This is a genomic window from Brevundimonas pondensis (genome assembly GCF_017487345.1).
GTDB classification, from domain to species: Bacteria; Pseudomonadota; Alphaproteobacteria; order Caulobacterales; family Caulobacteraceae; genus Brevundimonas; species Brevundimonas pondensis.
Genome location: NZ_CP062006.1, coordinates 2,450,059 through 2,465,234, shown reverse-complemented (window position 1 = coordinate 2,465,234; position 15,176 = coordinate 2,450,059). Strand labels below are relative to the sequence as shown.

The following is a 15,176-nucleotide window of genomic DNA, read 5'->3' as shown; positions in this document are numbered from 1 at the left end:
GCTCTGGTCTTTTTCTGATCTCGGAGTGAAGCGAACGTGGCTGGCGATCCCTACAAGGAACTGGGCGTTGCCAGAGGCGCGAGCGCGGACGAGATCAAGAAGGCGTTCCGCAAGCTGGCCAAGGAACTGCATCCGGACAAGAACCCGGGCGACAAGGCCGCCGAGGAGCGGTTCAAGCGCATCACCGCCGCCTTTGACCTGCTGGGCGACGCCGAGAAGCGGGCCAAGTATGATCGCGGCGAGATCGACGCTGACGGGCGTGAGCAGTTTCGCGCGCCGCCGGGGGGCGGCGGTCGCTCGGGCGGTTTTGGCGGGTTCGGCGGTTCGGGCGGACGCGGCGGCTTCGAGGATATCGATCTGGAAGAGCTGTTCGGCGCCTTTGGCGGCGGCGGGCGCACGGCGGGTCGCGGCGGTTTCGGCGGCGGCAAGGGCCAGGACGTGCGGGCGACGCTGGACATCAGTCTGGAAGACTCCATCGCCGGGACGACGCGCCGCATCCAGTTCTCGGACGGACGGATGCTGGACGTGGTCATTCCCAAGGGGGCGTCGGACGGGCAGACGATCCGGCTGAAGGGCCAGGGCGCGCCGGGACGCGGCGGTCAGGCGGGCGACGCCCTGATCGAGCTGAAGATCGCGCCGCACCCGGTGTTCAAACGCGACGGGGCGGACCTGACGATGGACCTGCCGGTGTCGGTGCCCGATGCGGTGCTGGGCGGCAAGATCCAGGTGCCGACGCCCGAAGGCGCGGTGATGATGACCATCCCCAAGGGCTCGAACAGCGGCAAGGTGCTGCGGCTCAAGGGGAGGGGCGCCTATGCCGGCGGCAAGCGCGGCGACCTGCTGGCCAAGCTGGCGGTGACCCTGCCGGAAACGCCGGACGACGAGCTAATCCGGTTCGCGACCGAATGGCGCGAGAAGCGCCCCTACAAGCCCGGACGTTGAGCCGACCTTCTATCCTTCTCCCCGAGGAACGACGCCTATGACTGCCAAGCCTGACGCCAAGCCTGCTCGCCCGTGGTTCTCCGCCGGTCCGACGGCCAAGCGTCCGGGGTGGTCGCTGGCGGGGCTGCCGACCAATCTGCTGGGACGGGGCATTCGCGCGCCGGAGGTGGTGGAACGGTTCGCTTATGGCTTGCAGCTGACGCGCGAGGTGCTGAGCCCGCCGGAAGACTATGTGCTGCTCTATACGCCGGGATCGGACACGGGCGCGGTCGAGGCGGCGCTGTGGGGGATGCTGGGCGAGCGGCCGGTGCAGGTCGTGGCCTATGAGAACTTCGGCCAGGTCTGGGCGACGGATGTGCGCGACCATCTGAATCTGGAGCCCGAGGTGCTGACGGCGCCCTGGGGCGAGTTGCCGGACATGACGCAGGTCGATCCCAAGAAGGACGTGGTGTTTCCGTGGAACGGCACGACCTCGGGCGTGCGGGTGGATAACGCCGATTGGGTCGCCGACGACCGCGAGGGTCTGATCATCTGCGACGCGACCTCGGCGGCCTTTGCAATGGACCTGCCGTGGGACAAGCTGGATGTGACCACCTTCAGCTTCCAGAAGGCGCTGGGCGGCGAGGCGGGCATCGGCGTCATGGTGCTGTCGCCGCGCGCCGTGGCGCGGCTGGACAGCTATCGGCCCGAGCGGTCGATCCCCAAGGTGCTGCGCCTGACCGACAAGACCGGCTTTGACCGGACCTTGGCGGACGGGGTGGTGATCAACACCTTCTCCATCCTGACCATCGAGGACTGGATCGACGCCCTGGAGTGGGCCAGGGGCGCGGGCGGCTTGCCCGAATTGATCCGGCGCACGGAGCGGAATTATGCGGCCCTGGCGGAATGGGTGGAGCGGACGGACTGGGTCGCTTTCCTGCCGGATCGGCCCGAAATCCGTTCGACCACCTCGGTCTGCCTGCAGTTCACCGATCCGCGCATCGCGGCGATGGACGAGGCGGGGCAGAAGGCCTTTGTGAAGCGGTTCAAGGCTTTGCTGGAGACCGAGGGCGCGGTTTATGACATGGAGCCGCACCGTTATGCGCCGCCGGGCCTGCGTCTGTGGTGCGGCTGCACGGTCGAGACAGCGGACGTGGTGGGTGCAACGCCGTGGCTGGAATGGGCGTTCCAGACGGCGGTCAGTGAACTGGCCGGATAATTCTGCGCGTTCGGGGCGACTCCGGACGATTCAGGGGGTATAGGCTCCCACCGCATTCTGGATTGCGGAGAAACGATCTTGGCGAACGTCGCGGTAGTCGGCGCCCAATGGGGCGACGAGGGCAAGGGCAAGATTGTGGACTGGCTGTCCAATCGCGCCGACATGGTGGTGCGCTTCCAGGGCGGCCATAACGCGGGCCATACCCTGGTCGTCGACGGCAAGGTCTACAAGCTGGCGCTGCTGCCGTCGGGCGTGGTGCAGGGCAAGCCCTCGATCATCGGCAACGGCGTGGTGGTGGACCCTTGGCACCTGGTCGGCGAGATCGAGAAGATCCAGGCCCAGGGCGTGGCCATCACCCCCGACATCCTGACCATCGCCGACAACGCCTGCCTGATCCTGCCGATCCATCCGGCGCTGGACGTGGCGCGCGAGGCCGCCGCCAGCGCGCCGGGCGCCAAGATCGGCACGACCGGCCGGGGCATCGGCCCGGCCTATGAGGACAAGGTGGGCCGTCGCGCCATCCGCGTCTGCGACCTGGCCAACGAAGACGATCTGAAAATCAAGATCGATCGCCTGCGCTCGCACCACGATCCCTTACGCGCCGGTCTGGGGCTGGAGCCGATCGACCCGACGGCCCTGCTGGCGCAACTGCTGGAGATCGCGCCGAAGATCCTGCCCTATGTGAAGCCGGCCTGGCGCGTGCTGGACCAGGCCCAGAAAGAGGGCAAGCGCGTGCTGTTCGAGGGGGCGCAGGGCGCCTTCCTGGACGTGGACCACGGCACCTATCCCTATGTCACCAGCTCCAACACCGTGGCCGGACAGGCGGCGGCGGGTTCGGGCATCGGGCCGCGCGGCGTCGGCTATGTGCTGGGCATTGTGAAGGCCTATACGACGCGCGTGGGCGAGGGCCCCTTCGCCTGCGAGCTGAATGACGAGGTCGGCGAGCATCTGGCGGTCGTGGGCCGCGAGGTCGGCGTCAATACGGGCCGGGCGCGTCGCTGCGGCTGGTTCGACGCCGTGCTGGTGCGTCAGTCGGTGGCGATCAACGGCATCGACGGCATCGCCCTGACCAAGCTGGACGTGCTGGACGGCCTGAAGACGCTGAAGATTTGCGTCGGCTATCGCATCAACGGCGAGGTGCTGGATTACCTGCCGTCGAGCCTGAAGGATCAGGCTTCGGCCGAGCCGGTGTTCGAGGAGCTGGAAGGCTGGAGCGAGAGCACGGGCGGCGTGCGGACCTTCAAGGACCTGAACGCCCACGCGCTGAAATACGTGCGCCGGATCGAGGAGCTGATCGGGGCGCCGGTGGCCCTGCTGTCGACCAGCCCCGAGCGGGACGACACCATTCTTATGAGAGACCCGTTTCAAGGGTAGGCCTTGAAACAGGGGCCTGATGCACGACCCCTTCCAGGGTTGAGGTTGAGAGGCGCGGCGTCCCGATAAGGGAAACCGCGCCTTAACCCCCTGAGTTTACCTTCCCGGTTCCAGATGGAGCCGAGCCTTGTTCGCTTTAGACGCCAAGACGATGCAGAAGATCGCCCCGGTCGTGCGCCGGGTGCTGATCGTCGATCCCAATCCCGCCGCGGCGCGGCTGTTGTCCGACCTGTTGAAAGGCTTTGGATCGCGCGATGTCGCGGTCGAGGGCGACGAGGCGCGGGTGATCGATCTGGCGCGTGAGATGGAGCCGGGTCTGATCCTGACCGAGCGGACCGGGCCGAAGCTGGACGGCGAAGCCCTGGCGCGACGTATCCGGCGCTCCAGCCTGTCCTGCCGCCGCGTGCCGATCATCATGGTCACCGCCGAGGCCACCGCCAGCACTATCAAGGGCGCGCGAGATTCCGGCGTGCACGAGTTTCTGAGGAAGCCCTTCACCAGCGGCGACCTGTTCCGCCGGGTCGAGAACCTGGCCACCAAGCCGCGCGACTGGGTCGAGGCCGTGGGCTACATCGGCCCGGATCGCCGCCGCTTCAACTCCGACGACTACGCCGGGCCGGGCAAGCGCAAGGCGGACAAGCCGGCGTCGGCGGCGGAAGCCGTGGTGGCGGTCAAGGATCAGGCGATGCGGATTCTGGCCTCGGCCCTGACCCAGTTCGACACTGATCCCATGCAGGCGGTGCGGGCCATCAAGCAGCAGGCCGAGACGCTGAAGGCCCTGGCCATCAAGACCGGCGACGCTTCGCTGGCCATTGCAGCGGCGGGTCTGGAGACGAATCTGGCGGCGGGTGCGCCGACCAAGGCGACCCTGGCCGGGCCAGTGGGGGCCGTGCTGGCCCTGGCCTCGCCCGAGAGCCTGTCTCGGGCGGGCTGAGGCTCATCTTTTTTGCGCTACCGCCTTCGGCTGCTTGAGCGCGATCAGGCGTCGACCAGGTTCCGTTCTTCGGCGGCGGCGCGCATGGCCTTCTGCAGCTTCTCGAAGGCGCGGACCTCGATCTGACGCACGCGTTCACGGCTGACGCCGTATTGGCTGGCCAGTTCTTCCAGCGTGACCGGATCGTCCTTGAGGCGGCGTTCCGTGAGGATGTGCTTCTCGCGGTCGGTCAGTTCCTGCATGGCTTCTTCAAGCAGGCTCATGCGGATGGACTTTTCCTCGGAGTCGGCCAGGGCCGTTTCCTGGGACACTGCATCGTCGTCGGCCAACCAGTCCTGCCACTCGCTTTCGCCGTCGGCGCGAAGGGGCGCGTTCAGCGAGGCGTCGCCGCCGAGGCGGCGGTTCATGTTGGTGACTTCTTCTTCCGTCACCCCTAGCTTGGTGGCGATGGCGGCGAGGTGCTCGGGGTGCAGGTCGCCTTCCTCGAAGGCCGAGATCTGGCTCTTGGCCTTGCGCAGGTTGAAGAAGAGCTTCTTCTGGGCGGCGGTGGTGCCCATCTTCACGAGCGACCAGGAACGCAGGATGTATTCCTGAATGGACGCGCGAATCCACCACATGGCGTAGGTGGCCAGGCGGAAGCCCTTGTCGGGATCGAATTTCTTGACGGCCTGCATCAGGCCGACGTTGCCCTCTGAGATCACTTCGCCGATCGGCAGGCCGTAGCCGCGATACCCCATGGCGATCTTGGCCACGAGACGAAGGTGAGAGGTGACGAGGCGGTGGGCCGCTTCGGGGTCCTGGTGCTCGCTCCAACGCTTGGCGAGCATGAACTCCTCGTCCTTGGTGAGCATCGGAAACTTGCGGATTTCCGTGAGATAGCGCGACAGTCCCTGTTCAGGCGACATCACCGCGAGTGTCGAGTTAGCCATTAGACGTGGTCCCTCCGACCGAAAACACAGAGCAGGCGTCGCGGCTCTGACCACATGCGTGCGCCATCGCCTCACCCCTCAACCGATCCAGATGGGTATGGGTTGCCGCCTTGTGTAGGGGCGGATCGTCACACGAAGGCGTGACTGTGGCTCCCAAGCCACCCGTTTCGGGTGAAGGCTTATTAGCACAGTGTGTGTTGCGGATCAAATCCGGTGGTGGAAGGGCGTCAGAGCTCGGCGAGAAGCTCCTCCAGCCGGCGCATGTCCTCGGGCGGGGCGGTCTCGAAACGCAGGGCTTCTCCCGTCACGGGATGGACGAAGCCGAGGACGGCGGCGTGCAGGGCCTGGCGGGTCAGACCGGCTTCGGCGACGGCGGTGCGGACCGGCGTGGCGGGGCTGCCCGAGCCATAGACGGGGTCGCCGAGCAGGGGCGAGCCTTTCGACGCCATGTGGACGCGGATCTGGTGGGTGCGTCCGGTGTGCAGGGTGCAGGCGATGCGGGCGGCCATGGGGGCACCGGACGCCTTGGCGGGCTGGCCGAAGGTCTTTTGCACCACATAGTCGGTGACGGCCTCGCGCCCACCCCCCTTGAGCACGGCCATCTTCTTGCGGTCATGGGGCGAGCGGCCGATCAGGGTCTGGATGCGGCCTTTCTCAGGCGTAGGCGCGCCGCGCGTCAGGGCGATATAGGTGCGCTCGATGTCGTGGGTGGCGAACAGGGCGGACAGGCCCTGGTGGGCGCGGTCGGTCTTGGCGGCGACCATGACGCCCGAGGTGTCCTTGTCCAGGCGGTGGACGATGCCGGGGCGGGCCACGCCGCCGATGCCCGACAGACTGTCGCCGCAGTGGGCCAGAAGGGCGTTGACCAGGGTGCCGGTCTCGCAGCCCGGCGCCGGGTGGGCGGCCATGCCGGGGGCCTTGTCGATGACGATCAGGTCGGCGTCCTCGTAAAGGACGGTCAGGGGGATGGCCTCGGGCAGGGGCGTGGCCGGGACGACGGGCGGGAGGATGACGGCGTAGAGGCCCGCCTGCGCCTTGGCCGAGCCGCTGGTGATCGGCTGGCCGTCGCGGGTGACGGCGCCCTCGGCCAGCAGGGCCTGCAGACGCGCGCGTGACAGGGTCGGGAAGGCGGCGGCCAGGGCCTTGTCCAGACGGACGCCGGGCGCGTCGATCCGCGCCTCGAGCATTTCCGCGTCGTCGTCTTCCGTCAGCAAAGGTTCATCGGCCATGGGGCGAAATAGCATGGCTTGCGGGACGAGGCCTCATCTGTCCTTGGTCGCAGCGTGAAACGCCCCGGAGAGGACGAAGATGAAGTTTCTGATCGCCGCCGCCGTCGCCGCAACGGGCGTGGTCCTGCTGTCCGGCTGCGCCACCATGAACGAGGATCAATGCCTGGTCGGAGACTGGGGCGGTCAGGGTTGGCGCGACGGGGCGGCCGGGCATCAGACCAGCCGTCTGGACGACCATGCCAAGGCCTGCGCCAAATATGGCGTGGCGCCGAACATGAGCGCCTACCTGTCGGCGCGCGAGGACGGGCTGCGGACCTATTGCACCTGGGAGAACGGTTTCCGGCAAGGGCGGCAGGGGAATAGCTACGGCGGGGTCTGCGCGCCGGCCGAGGAGCGTGACTTCCTGCCGGCCTATCAAGACGGGCGACAGATCCATGCGGTCGAACAGGCCGTGTCCTCGGCGGAGAGTGCGCTGAACTCGGCCATCAGCCGCATTGACGATCGTGAGGACAAGCTGGACGCCAAGCAGCGCGAGCTGCGGCAGGACGGGCTGACCGACGAGCAGCGCCAGCGTATTCGCGAGCGTATCCGAGAGGTGCGCGGCGAGCTTCAGGACGCGCGCCGCGATGCGCGCCGGGCCGAGGAGGAGCTGCGTTATGCCGAGATCGAGGCGCGGGCGGTGATCGGGGCCGTCGGTGGAAGGTATGGGGTGTGGTGAAAATGAAGACGCCCGCCTTCGGCAAGAAGGCGGGCGTTTCAGTCAGTCTGACCTGTTGAGGCCGATCAGCCGATGCGCGGATCCAGGTCGCCAGCGGCGTAGAGCTTGGCCATCTGGGCGGTGGACAGGGGCTTGATCTTGGAGGCCTGCCCCTCGCAGCCGAACTGCTGGTAGCGCTCGATGCACAGCTTCTTCATGGCTTCCTTGGCGGGCTTCAGATAGGCGCGCGGGTCGAACTCGCTGGGCTTCTCGGCCAGAACCTTGCGGATGGCGCCGGTGATGGCCATGCGGTTGTCGGTGTCGATGTTGATCTTGCGCACGCCGTGCTTGATGCCGCGCTGGATTTCCTCGACCGGCACGCCCCAGGTCTGGGGCATCTGGCCGCCGTAGGCGTTGATGATGTCCTGCAGGTCCTGCGGCACCGAGGACGAGCCGTGCATCACCAGGTGGGTGTTGGGCAGGCGACGGTGGATTTCCTCGATCACGTTCATGGCCAGGACGTCGCCGTCCGGCTGGCGCGTGAACTTGTAGGCGCCGTGCGAGGTGCCCATGGCGATGGCCAGGGCGTCGACCTTGGTGGCCTTGACAAAGTCGACGGCCTGATCCGGGTCGGTCAGCAGTTGCGAGTGGTCCAGCTTGCCCTCGAAGCCGTGGCCGTCTTCGGCCTCGCCCATGCCGGTCTCCAGTGAGCCGAGCACGCCCAGTTCACCCTCGACCGAGACGCCGCAGCTGTGGGCCATTTCGGTGACGCGACGGGTGACGTCGACGTTGTATTCATACGAGGCGGGGGTCTTGGCGTCTTCTTCCAGCGAGCCGTCCATCATCACCGAGGTGAAGCCGTACTGGATGGCGGTGGCGCAGGTCGCCGGGCCGTTGCCGTGATCCTGGTGCATGCAGACCGGGATGTGCGGATACAGCTCGGCCAGGCCGTCGATCAGCTTGGCCAGGATGATGTCGTTGGCGTAGTTGCGGGCGCCGCGCGAGGCCTGGATGATGACCGGGGCGTTGACCTCGTGGGCCGCCTCCATGATCGCCAGACCCTGCTCCATGTTGTTGATGTTGTAGGCGGGCAGGCCGTAGTCGTTTTCCGCCGCGTGATCGAGCAACTGTCGCAGCGTGATGCGCGCCATGGGTAGTCTCCTGAGCCAATATTATTTTGCGGAGGCTTTAGCCCGGAGGCGGATGGAAGTCACGCCGTGTAACAGGACCAATCCGGTGTTCTGTAAAGCCTGTGGCAAAGAAAACCCCGTCTCTGCAAAGAGACGGGGCTGAAAGATCCGGAAAAAGGTCAGGTCAGGCGCGCAGGGCCTCGACGCCCGGCAGGACCTTGCCCTCCATCCATTCCAGGAAGGCGCCGCCGGCGGTGGAGACGAAGGTCATGTCGTCGGCCACGCCCGCGTGGTTCAGGGCCGCGACGGTGTCGCCGCCGCCGGCGACGGCGACCAGCTTGCCGGCCTTGGCCAGTTCGGCGGCGTGTTTGGCGGCGGCCACGGTGGCCTTGTCGAAGGGCGGGACCTCGAACACGCCCAGGGGGCCGTTCCAGATCAGGGTCTTCGACAGGTCCATGGCGCGGGCCAGACGGGCGACGGTTTCAGGACCGGCGTCCAGGATCAGGTCGTCGGCGGCGATGCGGTCCAGGGCGCGCACGCCCGACTCGATGCCCGGCTTCACGCCCTTGGCCACGACCACATCGACCGGCAGCAGCAGCTCGCAGCCCTTCTGACGGGCTTCCTCGATGATCTCGCGCGCGGTGTCGGCCAGGTCCTTCTCGCACAGCGAACCGCCGACATCGACGCCTTGCGCGTGCAGGAAGGTGTTGGCCATGCCGCCGCCGATGGCCAGGTAGTCCAGCTTGGCGACCAGGTTCTTGAGCAGGTCCAGCTTGGTCGAGACCTTGGCCCCGCCGACGATGCCGATGACGGGCTTTTGCGGAGCGCCCAGCGCAGCGTCCAGCGCCTGAAGCTCGCGCTTCATGGCCTCGCCGGCATAGGCGGGCAGCAGGCGGGCCAGCCCCTCGGTCGAGGCGTGGGCGCGGTGGGCGGCCGAGAAGGCGTCGTTGACGTAGAGGTCGCCCAGTTCCGCCAGTTGCGCGGCGAAGGCGGGGTCGTTCATTTCCTCGCCCTTGTGGAAGCGGACGTTCTCCAGCAGCAGCACGCCGCCGGCGTCCAGATCGGCCACGGCGGCCTTGGCCTCGTCGCCCACGCAGTCGTCGGCGAAGCGGACGGGGCCGTGCAGCAGCAGCTCCAGCGGCTCGACCACGGGGCGCAGGCTCATGGAGGCCACGCGCTCGCCCTTGGGACGGTCGAAGTGGGCCAGCAGGACGACCTTGGCGCCGGCTTCGCGCAGGCGGTGGATGGTGGGCAGGGCGGCCTTCAGGCGGGTGTCGTCGCTGACCTTGCCGCCCTCCATCGGCACGTTGAAGTCCACGCGGACCAGAGCGGTCCGGCCGGACAGGTCAGCGGCGTCGTCGAGGGTGCGGAAGGTCATGGGGAGCAGTTCCAAGTCTTCCTTCTCCCTGTGGGAGAAGGTGGCCCGCAGGGCCGGATGAGGGTCGAACGTATCAGTCGGCGTAAGCCGTGGTCAGGGCGTGATCAAGCCGCGTGCGCGCGAATGGCGGCGGCGATGAGCTCGGGCTCGCTCAACACCTGGGTGTTGGTGAAGCGCAGGACGGTCCATCCCAGGGCTTCGAGCTCGGTCTGTCTCAGGTGGTCGCGGGCTACAACGCCGTCTTGATCGTGAATGCCGCCGTCGATCTCGACCACCAACCGCAGGTGGTCGCAGGCGAAATCCGCGACATATCGGCTGATCGGATGCTGGCGACGGAACTTGTGCCCGTCGATCCGGCCGCTGCGTAACAAGGCTCAGACGCGCTGTTCGGCAAGGCCGGACTTTTGTCGAAGCGTGCGGGCGAACGCGGTGCGTTCCACAGTCATGGCCGCCGACCCTCACCCTTTCGCGCAGCCAATCGCCTTCGGCTCTTGGGCGCTCAAGCCCTCTCCCAGCGGGAGAGGGCTCAGCATTTCGCTTTTAGAGGAACTTGGCCATCACCAGGGCGGTGTCGGCCATGCGGGTCGCGAAGCCCCACTCGTTGTCGTACCAGCTCAGGACGCGGGCCAGCTTGCCGTCGATGACTTGCGTTTGCGGCAGGGCGGCGGTCGACGAGGCGGCGATGTGGTTCAGGTCCGACGAGACCAGCGGGTCGGTCGTGGTGAACAGGACGCCGTTCATCGGGCCGTCGGCGGCGGCTTGCAGCGCGGCGTTGATTTCCTCGACGGTGACGTCGCGGGCGGCGACGACCTTCAGATCGACGACCGAGACGTTCGGGGTCGGGACGCGGATGGACGAGCCGTCCAGCTTGCCCTTCAGTTCCGGCAGGACCAGGCCCAGGGCCTTGGCGGCGCCGGTCGAGGTCGGGATCATGGACAGGGCGGCGGCGCGGCCGCGGTACAGATCCTTGTGCATCGTATCCAGCGTCGGCTGGTCGCCGGTGTAGGCGTGGATGGTGGTCATGTAGCCGCGCTCGATGCCGAACAGGTCGTTCAGCACCTTGGCCACCGGGGCCAGGGCGTTGGTGGTGCACGAGCCGTTCGACACGACGATGTCGTCGGCGGTCAGGGTCTCATGGTTGACCTTGAAGACGATGGTCTTGTCGGCGTTGTCGGCGGGGGCAGAGACCAGGACGCGCTTGGCGCCGGCCTTCAGGTGGGCCGAGGCCTTGTCCTTGGAGGTGAAGATGCCGGTGCACTCAAAGGCGATGTCGACCTTCAGTTCGGCGTGGGGCAGGTTGGCCGGATCGCGCTCGGCGGTGACCTTGATCTTGCCGGTGCCGACGTCGATCCAGTCCTCTCCGCTCGTCACGGTGCCGGGGAAGCGGCCGTGCACCGAGTCATAGCGCAGCAGGTGGGCGTTGGTCTCGACCGGACCCAGGTCGTTGATCGCCACGACCTCGATGTCCTTGCGGCCATGCTCGACGATCGAGCGAAGCACGAGGCGGCCGATGCGGCCGAAGCCGTTGATGGCGACGCGAACGGTCATGGGGAGGTCTCCTGAGCGAGGGCGGTTATGATTGGCGCCTTAGTGGGACGGAGCGCGCGCGGTTGCAACCCCGTCGCCGTAACAAGGTGTGATCGCCTGTAACGGAAAGCCGACCTAGGCGGCGCGGCGCAGCAGGCGGCTGAGGCCTGTCTGGCTGTCCAGGACCTCCAGCGCCGTGACACGGCCCGCCTCGTCACGGACGAAACGGATGCGGCGATAGGGTTCGTCCACGTCGAAGAAGAGGTCGGGGGAGAGGGGACGCAGCCGCCAGGCCGGACGGCGCTCGTTCTTCCACGTCAGGCCGTCATCGCTGGCCTGGACCACGGAACCGCCGTAGGCGCCGAGGTAGGGGGCGAGGTCGAGGGCTGCGGGGTTCGCGTTCAGGGCTTCGCGGACCCAGGCGGCTTCGGTCGCGGCGGCGGGCGCAGCGCTTGATTGAGCTGCAAGGGCGGCCTTCCAGGCTGTGTCCAGCGCGTCCTCGGCGGGGACGGCCACGTCGGGGCGGACGCCGATCTTCTCCCAGTTGCCGCCGGTCAGGGGATTGGTCGGAGAGCCGGTGGAGATGAAGGCGCGATAGCCCGAGGGCGTGAAGACGGGACCGCCCGGATTGGCCGCGCCGCCCGAGGTCTCGCCAACGATGGTCGCGCGCTTGGCGGCTTGCAGCGTGTAGGCGAAGGCTTCCGCCGCCGAGCCGGTGCGGGCGCTGATCAGGACATAGACCGGCACGTCCACACGCGGCGCGGCATAGGGATGGGCCGGGGCCTCGCGGCTTTCACCCTGGCGGGAATGGAAGCGGTTGTAGACATCGGCGTCCGGCCCGACGAAGGCGCTGACCAGATAGCCGACCATGGCGGGCGAACCGCCGCCGTTGTTGCGCAGGTCGATGATGACGGCGTCGGTGTTGGAAACCAGCTGAAGCGCGGCGTCGACCTGTTTGCGGGCGGGATCGTCGGGCCCGTCGAAGTTGGCGAAAAAGCGCATGTCGATCAGGCCGACATTGCCGGGCAGGATCTCAACTGCGCGGAAGCCTTGCCCGGTGCGGGCGGCGACCACGGGGAAGGGCGCCGGGACGAGGCTTGATGACGCGGACGCCGATGGTGCGGCGGGCGTTGAGGGCGCGGGGCGGCCCACGCTGAAGTGTTGGTCCCAGGGTTCCAGCCGCGCGGTCAGCGCCGTTTCCAGATCGCGTGGATCGGTCAGCCCGTCGTAGCGGCCCTGTGCGGCCTCGGCCTCCAGCGCGGCGGCGATGGTCTCGGCCTTGGCGGGGTCGAAATAGGCGTCGCGGATGGCGGCGGCGATCTGGTTGACGACCACGCGGGGCGCAGCGGGGGCCTCGGCCTGTCGCGCCAGCGCGGGCGAGGCGGCGAGCATCAGGGCGGCGACGAGGCTGAGGGCGGGGGCTTTCATGCCCTCAGCTTATGCCGTCGCCCCGGCTTGACGAGTGAACTCGCGGTAAGGTCGTCTCAGCAGCAGCGGAAAGCCCCGCCGGACCCGAAACGCCGCGCTTCGTGCAGGCGGAAGAAGGCGGTGCGGTCCAGCGGCGGCTGCTCGGGGTGCGTCGCCTCGGCGTGGGCGACATAGACCTCATAGTCGGGCTGGCCGACCATGAGGCTGGCGGTGCGGCGGGCGTCCTTGCCCCACCGCACCAGAGTGTCGCGGCAGACGCAGAGCAGGTCTGCGCCGCCAGCCGGTTCCGGGGGGACGGGCGAGGACCTAGCCACGGGCCATGTCCATGGCTTCGTCTTCCAGCGTCAGCTCGTGGGCGGCGGGCTGCTCGACCACGGTCGGGTGGTTGATCTTCCGGGCCTTGAGGCAGGCGCGCACGCCGTAAACCACCATGGTCAGGACCACGAACAGGAAGCCCGCCGTCAGGGCCGAGTTGACGTAGTCGTTGATGATGATCCGGTGCATGTCGCCCGCCGTCTTGGCCGGAGCCAGCAGGTCGCCAGCGGTCAGGGCGTCCTGATACTTCCGCGCATGGGCCAGGAAGCCGATCTTGACGTCGGGGTGCAACAGCTTCTGGAAGCCCGCCGTCAGGGTGCAGATCAGCAGCCAGACCGCCGGAACCGCCGTGGCCCAGGCGAAGCGCTCGCGCTTCATCTTGAACAGGACCACGGTGCCCAGGATCAGGGCGACGGCGGCCAGCATCTGGTTGGCGATGCCGAACAGCGGCCACAGGCTGTTGATGCCGCCAAGGGGATCGACCACGCCGGTGTAGAGGAAGTAGCCCCACAGGCCGACCGTCAGGGCCGTGGCCACGACGTTGGCGGTCCAGGACTTGGTCTCGCGCATTTTCGGCATGGCGACGCCCAGCAGATCCTGGATCATGAAACGGCAGACGCGGGTGCCGGCATCGACCGTGGTCAGGATGAACAGGGCCTCGAACAGGATGGCGAAGTGGTACCAGAAGGCCATCATGGCCTTGCCGCCGATGATGCCCGACAGGATGTGGGCCATGCCGACGGCCAGGGTCGGGGCGCCCCCCGCGCGCGACAGGATGGAGTGCTCGCCCACGTCGCGGGCCAGTTGCTCCAGCTCGCCGGGGGTGATGTGGAAGCCCCACTGGGCCACGGCGGCGGCGGCCGAGGCCGCGTTGTCGCCGATGATGCTGACCGGGCTGTTCATGGCGAAATAGACGGCCGGGTCCAGCACCGTGGCGGCGATGAGGGCCATGATGGCCACAAAGCTTTCGCACAGCATGGCGCCATAGCCGATCAGCGGGATCTGGTTCTCGTTCTCCAGCAGCTTGGGCGTGGTGCCCGACGAGATCAGGGCGTGGAAGCCCGAGACGGCGCCGCAAGCGATGGTGATGAAGAGGAAGGGGAAGAGGGCGCCGGAGAAGACCGGGCCGCTGCCGTCGATGAAGGGGGTGATGGCGGGCATCTGCACGTGTGGGCGCACGATCAGGATGCCGACGGCCAGGGCCAGGATGGCGCCGATCTTCAGGAAGGTGGACAGGTAGTCGCGCGGCGCCAGCAGCAGCCAGACCGGAATGACCGAGGCGACGAAGCCGTAGGCCATCATGGCGATGGCCAGCGTCGTGCCCGACAGGGTGAAGGCCGGGCCCCAGAAGGGATCAGCCGCGATATGACCGCCGCCGATGATGGCCAGGATCAGCAGGACCACGCCGATGACCGAGACCTCGCCCACGCGGCCGGGCCGCAGGTAGCGGGTGTAGAGGCCCATGAAGACGGCGATGGGGATGGTGGCGGCGACGGTGAAGGTTCCCCACGGGCTCTCGGCCAGGGCCTTGACCACCACCAGCGCCAGAACCGCCAGAATGATGACCATGATCATCAGCACGCCGACCTGGGCGATGATGCCGGGGATGGGGCCCATCTCGGTGCGGACCATGTCGCCCAGCGAGCGACCGTCGCGGCGGGTGGACATGAACAGGACCATCATGTCCTGCACCGCGCCCGCCAGAACGGCGCCGACGAGGATCCACAAGACGCCGGGCAGATAGCCCATCTGCGCCGCCAGCACCGGCCCGACCAGTGGTCCCGCGCCCGCGATGGCCGCGAAGTGGTGCCCGAACAGGACGTTGCGGGGCGTGGGCACATAGTCCAGCCCGTCGTTGTGCCGCACGGCCGGCGTGGGCCGTTTCGCGTTCAGCCCCATGACCTTACCGGCCAGATAGCGGGCGTAGAAGCGGTAGGCGATGGCGTAGACGCACAGCGCCGCCACCACGATCCACACGGCGCTGATGCTCTCGCCCTGGTGCAGGGCGATGACGGCGACGGCCACCGCCCCCAGTATGGCGATGGCGCCAAAAATTAGCGCGGTCTTGAGCTTGCCCATGGCGAAACGGTCCTCC

Annotated in this window: 14 protein-coding genes; 5 read left to right on the top strand and 9 right to left on the bottom strand. The window is 67.7% G+C overall.

Annotated elements, in window-relative coordinates:
• Positions 1 to 36: 36 nt before the first annotated feature.
• The 4 genes from IFE19_RS12285 (at position 37) to IFE19_RS12270 (ending at position 4,448) form a co-directional block, all read left to right on the top strand.
• A complete protein-coding gene (locus IFE19_RS12285; protein ID WP_207822712.1) occupies positions 37 to 942 on the top strand; it encodes a DnaJ C-terminal domain-containing protein in 906 nt (301 codons plus the stop codon).
• A 37-nt stretch (positions 943 to 979) separates the two neighbouring features.
• Positions 980 to 2,140: a phosphoserine transaminase gene (locus IFE19_RS12280; RefSeq protein ID WP_207822709.1), complete on the top strand. Its 1,161-nt coding sequence runs from the start codon at positions 980 to 982 to the stop codon at positions 2,138 to 2,140.
• 78 nt (positions 2,141 to 2,218) lie between these two features.
• The gene (locus IFE19_RS12275) at positions 2,219 to 3,514 is read left to right on the top strand and encodes an adenylosuccinate synthase (protein WP_207822707.1); all 1,296 of its coding nucleotides are present in this window, start codon (positions 2,219 to 2,221) and stop codon (positions 3,512 to 3,514) included.
• Positions 3,515 to 3,641: 127 nt separating this feature from the next.
• The gene (locus IFE19_RS12270) at positions 3,642 to 4,448 is read left to right on the top strand and encodes a response regulator (RefSeq protein ID WP_207822706.1); all 807 of its coding nucleotides are present in this window, start codon (positions 3,642 to 3,644) and stop codon (positions 4,446 to 4,448) included.
• Positions 4,449 to 4,492: 44 nt separating this feature from the next.
• On the opposite strand, the gene rpoH is transcribed toward IFE19_RS12270, so the two are convergent.
• Both rpoH and IFE19_RS12260 read right to left on the bottom strand, forming a co-directional pair.
• Positions 4,493 to 5,377, bottom strand: a complete 885-nt coding sequence (gene rpoH / locus IFE19_RS12265; protein ID WP_207822703.1) for an RNA polymerase sigma factor RpoH — start codon at positions 5,375 to 5,377, stop codon at positions 4,493 to 4,495.
• A gap of 227 nt (positions 5,378 to 5,604) precedes the next feature.
• Positions 5,605 to 6,606, bottom strand: a complete 1,002-nt coding sequence (locus IFE19_RS12260) for an RluA family pseudouridine synthase (protein WP_207822702.1) — start codon at positions 6,604 to 6,606, stop codon at positions 5,605 to 5,607.
• Positions 6,607 to 6,685: 79 nt separating this feature from the next.
• Between IFE19_RS12260 and IFE19_RS12255 the strand changes: the two genes are divergently transcribed.
• Positions 6,686 to 7,324: a DUF2799 domain-containing protein gene (locus tag IFE19_RS12255; RefSeq protein WP_207822699.1), complete on the top strand. Its 639-nt coding sequence runs from the start codon at positions 6,686 to 6,688 to the stop codon at positions 7,322 to 7,324.
• Between the two features lie 65 nt (positions 7,325 to 7,389).
• Here the strand turns inward: IFE19_RS12255 and fba are convergent, their stop codons facing one another.
• From fba to IFE19_RS12220, 7 genes are all read right to left on the bottom strand, one after another.
• Positions 7,390 to 8,454 (bottom strand): class II fructose-bisphosphate aldolase, encoded by a 1,065-nt coding sequence (gene fba / locus IFE19_RS12250; protein ID WP_207822697.1) that lies wholly within the window; start codon positions 8,452 to 8,454, stop codon positions 7,390 to 7,392.
• 163 nt (positions 8,455 to 8,617) lie between these two features.
• Complete coding sequence (locus tag IFE19_RS12245) at positions 8,618 to 9,811, bottom strand: phosphoglycerate kinase (RefSeq protein ID WP_207827615.1); 1,194 nt, start codon at positions 9,809 to 9,811, stop codon at positions 8,618 to 8,620.
• Between the two features lie 104 nt (positions 9,812 to 9,915).
• Entirely contained in the window at positions 9,916 to 10,182 is a 267-nt protein-coding gene (locus tag IFE19_RS12240) for an endonuclease domain-containing protein (protein WP_207822695.1), read from the bottom strand.
• A gap of 169 nt (positions 10,183 to 10,351) precedes the next feature.
• Entirely contained in the window at positions 10,352 to 11,359 is a 1,008-nt protein-coding gene (gap, locus tag IFE19_RS12235; protein WP_207822693.1) for a type I glyceraldehyde-3-phosphate dehydrogenase, read from the bottom strand.
• 114 nt (positions 11,360 to 11,473) lie between these two features.
• Complete coding sequence (locus tag IFE19_RS12230) at positions 11,474 to 12,766, bottom strand: S41 family peptidase (RefSeq protein ID WP_207822692.1); 1,293 nt, start codon at positions 12,764 to 12,766, stop codon at positions 11,474 to 11,476.
• Positions 12,767 to 12,822: 56 nt separating this feature from the next.
• Complete coding sequence (locus tag IFE19_RS12225) at positions 12,823 to 13,080, bottom strand: YbdD/YjiX family protein (RefSeq protein WP_263972772.1); 258 nt, start codon at positions 13,078 to 13,080, stop codon at positions 12,823 to 12,825.
• Positions 13,073 to 15,160, bottom strand: a complete 2,088-nt coding sequence (locus IFE19_RS12220) for a carbon starvation CstA family protein (protein ID WP_207822690.1) — start codon at positions 15,158 to 15,160, stop codon at positions 13,073 to 13,075. The genes IFE19_RS12225 and IFE19_RS12220 overlap by 8 nt, the downstream gene beginning before the upstream one ends.
• Between the last annotated feature and the right edge of the window lie 16 nt (positions 15,161 to 15,176).

Coding starts and splice junctions, on each gene's coding strand:
- IFE19_RS12280 (WP_207822709.1), top strand. CDS start 980: ATGACTGCCAAGCCTGACGCCAAGCCTGCTCGCCCGTGGTTCTCCGCC.
- rpoH (WP_207822703.1), bottom strand. CDS start 5,377: ATGGCTAACTCGACACTCGCGGTGATGTCGCCTGAACAGGGACTGTCG.
- IFE19_RS12260 (WP_207822702.1), bottom strand. CDS start 6,606: ATGGCCGATGAACCTTTGCTGACGGAAGACGACGACGCGGAAATGCTC.
- IFE19_RS12255 (WP_207822699.1), top strand. CDS start 6,686: ATGAAGTTTCTGATCGCCGCCGCCGTCGCCGCAACGGGCGTGGTCCTG.
- fba (WP_207822697.1), bottom strand. CDS start 8,454: ATGGCGCGCATCACGCTGCGACAGTTGCTCGATCACGCGGCGGAAAAC.
- IFE19_RS12245 (WP_207827615.1), bottom strand. CDS start 9,811: ATGACCTTCCGCACCCTCGACGACGCCGCTGACCTGTCCGGCCGGACC.
- gap (WP_207822693.1), bottom strand. CDS start 11,359: ATGACCGTTCGCGTCGCCATCAACGGCTTCGGCCGCATCGGCCGCCTC.
- IFE19_RS12230 (WP_207822692.1), bottom strand. CDS start 12,766: ATGAAAGCCCCCGCCCTCAGCCTCGTCGCCGCCCTGATGCTCGCCGCC.
- IFE19_RS12220 (WP_207822690.1), bottom strand. CDS start 15,160: ATGGGCAAGCTCAAGACCGCGCTAATTTTTGGCGCCATCGCCATACTG.